Genomic DNA, 6759 nt, shown 5'->3' on the forward strand with positions numbered 1-6759 from the left:
CGGGGGATGACCGCCGAGGAACCGACGGGCGCGCAGGGCGCCGCCGATGCCGGACAGGACGTCGCGTACGACGCCGTCGTCCTCGCCGGCGGCGCCGCGCGACGGCTCGGCGGCGTGGACAAACCCGGCGTGCGCGTCGGCGGGCGTGCGCTGCTCGACCGGGTGCTCGCCGCCTGCGCCGATGCGCGCACCACCGTCGTCGTCGCCGACCCCCGGCCCACCGCGCGGCCGGTGACCTGGGCGCGCGAGGACCCGCCCGGCGGCGGCCCGCTGGCCGCCCTCGACGCCGGGATACGGCACACCACGGCCGAGTCGGTCGTCGTCCTCTCCGCCGATCTGCCGTTCCTCGACGAGGGCACGGTGCGGCGGCTGCTGGCCGCCCTGCACACCGCCGGAGCCGACGGCGCGCTGCTCACCGACGCCGACGGCCGTGACCAGCCCCTCGTCGCCGCGTACCGCGCGCCCGCGCTGCGCCGCGAACTGGCCGCGCTCGCCCAGGAGCACGAAGGCCTCACCGGCCTCCCCCTGCGCCGGCTGACCGGTGCGCTCGACCTCACCCGCGTCCCCGACCCCGTCGCGTCCTTCGACTGCGACACCTGGGACGACATCGCCACCGCCAGGGCACGCATCAGGGAGCATGGGCACGTGTTGGATGAATGGATTTCCGCAGTCAAGGACGAACTGGGCATCGACCTCGACGTCGACATCACGGTGCTGCTGGACCTCGCCCGCGACGCCGCCCACGGCGTGGCGCGGCCCGCGGCCCCTTTGACCACCTTCCTCGTCGGATACGCGGCAGCGCAGGCCAAGAGCGGCTCAGGAGGCCCCGAGGCCGTCGCCGAGGCCGCCCGCAAGGCCGCCGCGCTCGCCCTGCGCTGGGCCGACGAGGCAGCCGCCAAGTCCGACCCGGCCCCCGACGCCACGCCCGACACCCGCCCGGACGCCGGATGACCGCCCGCGGCATCCGGACCGACGGGGACGCCGAGGACCTCGATGTCGAGGAGGTGCTCGCCCTCGTGAACGAAGACAACGGTCACCGCACCCCCGGCGACAAGGTGCCCGCACCTCTCCCGCACACCCAGGGCGCCCGCAAGCCGGACCCCGACTCCGGCCGCCACCACAAGGCCACCCCCTGGCCCGAAGCCCGCGAGATCGCCGCCCACGCCGCCCGCCCCCAGAGCCTCAAGGGCACGGCCGCCCGCCGCGCTCCCGTCTCCGTAGCCCTCGACGCCGCGCTCGGCCTCACCCTGGCCGCCCCTCTCACCGCTCTCACCGACCTGCCCTCCTTCGACACCTCGGCGATGGACGGCTGGGCCGTCGCGGGCCCCGGCCCCTGGGCCGTACGGGAGGAGGGCGTCCTGGCCGGGCACGGCCGGCCCGAGCCGCTCACCGACGGCGAGGCCGTCCGTATCGCGACCGGCGCCCGGATCCCCCTGGACACCACCGCCGTTCTGCGCAGCGAGCATGGCCGCACGGACACCAAGGGCCAGCTGCACGCCACCCGGGAGATCCAGCCCGGCCAGGACATCCGCCCGCGCGGCCAGGAGTGCCGTGACGGCGACCAGCTGCTTGCCGTCGGCACCCTCGTGACCCCGGCCGTGCTCGGCCTGGCGGCGGCCGCCGGATACGACACCGTCACCGCCGTACCCCGCCCCCGCGTCGAAGTCCTCGTCCTCGGCGACGAGTTGCTCACCGAAGGGCGCCCGCACGACGGGCTCATCCGTGATGCCCTCGGCCCGATGCTGCCGCCCTGGCTGCGTGCGCTCGGCGCCGATGTCACCGCCGTGCGCCGGCTCGGCGACGACGCCAAGGCCCTGCACAAGGCCCTCACCAAGTCCGACGCCGACCTCATCGTCACCACCGGCGGCACCGCGGCCGGCCCCCGCGACCATGTCCACCCCACGCTGCACCGCATCGACGCCGAACTCCTGGTGGACGGCGTCAAGGTGCGACCCGGGCACCCCATGCTGCTGGCCCGCGTCAAGGAGGACCAGCACCTCGTCGGCCTGCCCGGCAACCCCCTCGCCGCCGTCTCCGGCCTGCTCACGCTCGCCGAACCCCTGCTGCGCACCCTCGCGGCGCGCTCCGCCGCGGAGTCGTACACGATGCCCTTGAAGGAGACGGTGCACGGGCACCCGTACGACACCCGGCTCGTCCCCGTCGTGCTGCGCGGCGACCATGCCGTGCCGCTGCACTACCAGGGGCCGGCCATGCTGCGGGGGATGGCGGCCGCCGATGCCGTGGCCGTCGTACCGCCGGGCGGTGCGCGGGCGGGGCAGGAGACCGAACTGCTCGATCTGCCCTGGGCGTCCGCCGGCATCGAGGTGTGTTTCACGTGAAACTTCCGGGCCAGGACGCCATAGCCCGTGAGGCGGACGAGAGGGTCGCGACCTATCGGGTGAAGCTCCCGAAGAAGATCGTGGAGCATCCGTTCCGTCAGGTGGCCAAGCGGGTCACGATCGCCCTGTCGCTGCTTGTGGCGGCCGCCCTCATCGTCTACGCCGACCATGACGGCTACAACGACAACTCCGACGGTTCCGTCGATCTCCTCGACGCCTTCTACTACGCGACCGTCAGCCTCTCCACCACCGGTTACGGCGACATCACCCCGGTCAGTGACGCCGCCCGGCTCACCAATATCTTCGTCATCACGCCCATGCGTGTGCTGTTTCTGATCATCCTGGTCGGCACCACCCTTGAGGTCCTCACCGAACGGACCCGGGAGGAATGGCGGCTGACCCGCTGGAGGTCCACCTTGCGTGACCACACCGTCGTCGTCGGCTTCGGCACGAAGGGGCGTTCGGCGATCCAGACCGTCTGCGCGACGGGCCTGAGGAAAGACCAGGTCATCGTCGTCGACTCAAGTTCCAAGGTGGTCGAGGCGGCCGTCGCGGACGGGTACGCCGGGGTCACGGGCGACGCTACGCGCAGCGAGGTGCTGAAGCGGGCCGAGGTGCACAAGGCCCGGAAGGTCATCATCGCCACCCAGCGGGACGACACGGCCGTGCTGGTGACGCTGACGGCCCGGCAGCTCAATCGAGGCGCGAAGATCGTGGCCGCGGTGCGCGAGGAGGAGAACGCACCGCTGCTGAAGCAGTCCGGCGCCGACGCGGTCATCACCAGCGCCAGCGCGGCCGGACGGCTGCTGGGCCTGTCCGTGCTCAGCCCCGCCGCCGGCATGGTGCTGGAGGATCTGATCCACCAGGGCAGCGGGCTCGACATCGTCGAACGGCCGGTCATAAAGGCCGAGGTGGGCAAGACCCCGCGGCAGACCGACGACCTGGTGGTCAGCGTGATCCGTGGACACCGGGTGCTCGGATACGACGATCAGGCCGTCGGGACACTGGAGTTGACGGACCGGCTCATCACCATCGTGCGGGCGACGCCGGGCACGCAGGTCGCACCCGACGCCCGGCGTCTGCAGCAGGACTGAAGCCCCTGCTGTGCCCGTAGGCACTACTTGCGGTTGTACAGCCGCATCGTGATCGGCCCGAAGACCAGCACGAACAGGCCCGCCCAGCCCACCGACCAGGCGACCTCGGCCGCCGGCCAGTCGCCCGCCATCAACCCGCGCACGGCCGAGGCCAGATGAGTGATCGGGCTGTTGTTCACGAACGCCTGGAGCCAGCCCGGCATGGTCTTCGGGTCCACGAAGACGTTGGACAGGAAGGTGAGCGGGAAGATCACCATCATGCTGACGCCCATCACCGACTTCTCGGAGCGCAGCATCAGCCCGAACATCGTCCAGATCCACGAGAACGCGAACGAGAAGGCCACCAGCAGCGCGATCCCGGCGAGCACTCCGGCCACGCCGCCGTCCGGGCGGAAGCCCAGGATGATGCCGACGGTGAGCATCACGACGGACGCGATGGTGTAGCGCAGGGCGTCGCCCAGCAGATAGCCGACCATGGTCGACGGCCGCCAGATCGGCAGCGAGCGGAACCGGTCGAAGACGCCCTTCTCGATGTCGGTGTTCACCGAGACGCCCGTGTACATCGTGATCATCACGACCGACATCACCAGGATGCCCGGCAGCAGGAACTGGATGTACTCCTTCGGGGACCCGGCCAGGGCGCCCCCGAACAGGTACGTGTACATCAGCACCATCATGATCGGGAACGCGGTGACGTCGAAGAGCTGCTCCGGCACATGCTTGATCTTCAGGATCGCCCGCCAGCCGAACGTCATGGAGGCCGACCAGGCGCTCGGCCGCGGCGGGCGCTCCTTCGCGACCAGCAGCGCGGCGAGCGACTCGGCGCTGACGGGGGCGAGGTCCTTGCTCTCGGTCTGCGTCACGGTGCTCATGCCGTCACCTCGTCCTTGGTGGCATCCGTCTTGTGGGTGTCGTGTCCGGTGAGGGCGAGGAACACCTCGTCCAGGCTGGGCTGGCCCAGCGAGAAGTTGTCGACGATGACGCCGCTGCGGGCCAGCTCGGCGAGCGCGCGGCCGGCCTGTTCCGCCGCGCCCTGACCATTGGCCACGCCCGACCCGACGCGCGCGGTGAGGGCCACGGGGTCGGGCTCCAGCTTCACGTCCGCGTCCAGGGCCAGCCGCAGCACCCGCTCGGCCTCGGGCCGCTGCTCCGCGTCACGCAGCCGCAGATGGACGGACCCGGCGCCGACGGACGCCTTGAGCTCGCCCTTGGTCCCCTCGGCGATCACCTTGCCGCGGTCGATGACGGCGATCCGGGACGCCAGCTGGTCGGCCTCGTCGAGGTACTGCGTGGTCAGCAGCACGGTGGTGCCCTGGGAGACGACCGCGCGCACGATGTCCCACACCTGGTTGCGGCTGCGCGGGTCCAGGCCGGTCGTCGGCTCGTCGAGGAAGAGCAGGTCGGGGGTGTTCAGGATGGATGCGGCGATGTCGATACGGCGCCGCATGCCGCCGGAGTAGTTCTTGACCTGCTTGGCGGCCGCGTCCGTCAGCCCGAAGGCCTCCAGCAGCTGCCCGGCGCGCTCGCGCGCGGCTTGCTTGCCGTGTCCGAGGAGGCGGCCCAGCAGGACCAGGTTCTCGGTGCCGGTGAGGTCCTCGTCCACGGAGGCGTACTGGCCGGTGAGGCTCACCCGGCCGCGTACGGCGTCGGCCTCGCGGACGACGTCGTGGCCGAAGACATGGGCCTCGCCGCCGTCGGGCCGTAGCAGGGTGGCGAGCATCTTCACCGTGGTGGTCTTGCCGGCGCCGTTCGGGCCGAGGACGCCGTAGACCGTGCCGGCCGGAACCGCGAGGTCCACGCCGTCGACGGCCCGTGTCTCACCGAATGTCTTCACCAGGCCGGCGGTCTCGATGGCGAGACCGGACGTCGTCTGCGTGCTCATGCTGTCGGGGTCCTTCCGGAGGGTCCTTCCACGTTCTTGGGCTACGCATGGGGAGACATTTACGGTCGCGCAAACTCATCGGTGGCGCACAGGGATTTTTCGAAGGACCCGTCCAAGGACCGAGGGAACGGGCGAAAGGACCTGGCGGAAACGAGGACGAGGTCCTAGGGACTTGGGCGTGGGACCGAGGGGTAGCGTCCGTCCCATGCATGCGATCACGATTCCCGAACCTGGTGGGCCCGAGGCGCTCGTGTGGGACGAGGTCCCCGATCCGGTGGCCGGTGAGGGCGAGGTGCTGGTCGAGGTGGCGGCCGGCGCCGTCAACCGCGCCGACATCCTGCAACGGCAGGGCTTCTACAACCCGCCGCCCGGCACCTCCCCCTACCCCGGCCTGGAGTGCTCCGGCCGGATCACCGAGGTCGGCCCCGGCGTCTCCGGCTGGGCCGTCGGCGACGAGGTGTGCGCGCTGCTGGCGGGCGGCGGTTACGCCGAGAAGGTCGCCGTGCCGGCCGGTCAGCTGCTGCCCGTGCCCAAGGGCCTGAGCCTGACGCAGGCCGCCGCGCTGCCCGAGGTGGTCTGCACGGTGTGGTCCAACGTCTTCATGGTCGCCCACCTGCGCCCCGGCGAGACGTTGCTCGTGCACGGCGGTTCCAGCGGCATCGGCACCATGGCCATCCAGCTCGCCAAGGCCGTCGGCGCCAAGGTCGCCGTGACCGCGGGCAGCAAGGAGAAGCTGGACCGGTGCGCCGAGCTGGGCGCCGAGATCCTGGTCAACTACCGGGAGCAGGACTTCGTCGCCGAGGTCAAGAAGGCCACCGACGGGGCGGGAGCCGACGTCATCCTCGACAACATGGGCGCCAAGTACCTCGACCGCAACGTCCAGACCCTCGCCGTCAACGGCCGGCTCGCCATCATCGGCATGCAGGGCGGCATCAAGGGCGAGCTCAACATCGGCGCGCTCCTGGGCAAGCGCGGCGCCATCAGCGCGACCTCGCTGCGGGCCCGCCCGCTCGCCGAGAAGGCGGCGATCGTCGCGGCCGTACGCGAACACGTCTGGCCCATGCTGGACGCCGGTCACGTACGCCCGGTCGTCGACCGTGAGCTGCCGATGAGCGAGGCGGCCGAGGCCCACCGGGTGGTCGAGGAGAGCGGACACGTGGGCAAGGTGCTGCTCGTCGCGCCGTAGGGCAGCCGCACCACACGGCGTGACGGCCTCCAGGCCCACCGGACCGGGCCCGGCCCCGGAGGACACCCGCTAGCCGCGCCGCAGCCGGAGACCGACGAAGGCGAGGCCCAGGCCCAGCCCGATCAGCACGAGCCCGGCACCGAGGGGCAGTACTTCGAGCACGGGCTCGGCAGGGCCGTCGGCATGCGGGGCGGGGTGCAGTGCGGGGCGGTTCGGTGGGCCTGGAGGCCGTCACGCCGTGTGGTGCGGCTGCCCTAC

Annotated in this window: 6 protein-coding genes; 4 read left to right on the forward strand and 2 right to left on the reverse strand. The window is 71.8% G+C overall.

All coding sequences use genetic code 11. From position 1 onward, the window contains the following. The first annotated feature begins 6 nt into the window (after positions 1–6). From EAO75_RS42815 to EAO75_RS42825, 3 genes are read left to right on the forward strand one after another with little or no spacing between them, the layout of a single operon-like run. On the forward strand, positions 7–951 hold the full coding sequence (locus EAO75_RS42815; protein WP_148000387.1) for an NTP transferase domain-containing protein: 945 nt from the start codon (positions 7–9) through the stop codon (positions 949–951). Continuing rightward, positions 948–2339, forward strand: coding sequence for a molybdopterin molybdotransferase MoeA (locus tag EAO75_RS42820; protein WP_148000388.1), 1392 nt, complete (start codon positions 948–950; stop codon positions 2337–2339). The genes EAO75_RS42815 and EAO75_RS42820 overlap by 4 nt, the downstream gene beginning before the upstream one ends. Further along, the gene (locus EAO75_RS42825; RefSeq protein ID WP_148000389.1) at positions 2336–3433 is read left to right on the forward strand and encodes a potassium channel family protein; all 1098 of its coding nucleotides are present in this window, start codon (positions 2336–2338) and stop codon (positions 3431–3433) included. Before EAO75_RS42820 ends, EAO75_RS42825 begins: the two co-directional genes overlap by 4 nt. A gap of 23 nt (positions 3434–3456) precedes the next feature. Here the strand turns inward: EAO75_RS42825 and EAO75_RS42830 are convergent, their stop codons facing one another. Together EAO75_RS42830 and EAO75_RS42835 are read right to left on the reverse strand one after the other, a co-directional pair. Further along, positions 3457–4305 carry an ABC transporter permease gene (locus tag EAO75_RS42830; RefSeq protein ID WP_148000390.1) on the reverse strand — a complete coding sequence of 283 codons (849 nt, stop codon included), beginning with the start codon at positions 4303–4305 and terminating at the stop codon, positions 3457–3459. Continuing rightward, on the reverse strand, positions 4302–5315 hold the full coding sequence (locus EAO75_RS42835) for an ATP-binding cassette domain-containing protein (protein WP_148000391.1): 1014 nt from the start codon (positions 5313–5315) through the stop codon (positions 4302–4304). Before EAO75_RS42835 ends, EAO75_RS42830 begins: the two co-directional genes overlap by 4 nt. Before the next feature lie 205 nt (positions 5316–5520). Here EAO75_RS42835 and EAO75_RS42840 point away from each other — a divergent pair, with 205 nt between their 5' ends. Further along, a complete protein-coding gene (locus tag EAO75_RS42840) occupies positions 5521–6501 on the forward strand; it encodes an NAD(P)H-quinone oxidoreductase (RefSeq protein ID WP_148000392.1) in 981 nt (326 codons plus the stop codon). Positions 6502–6759 lie beyond the last annotated feature (258 nt).

Source organism: Streptomyces sp. UW30 (assembly GCF_008042075.1).
GTDB lineage: Bacteria > Actinomycetota > Actinomycetes > Streptomycetales > Streptomycetaceae > Streptomyces.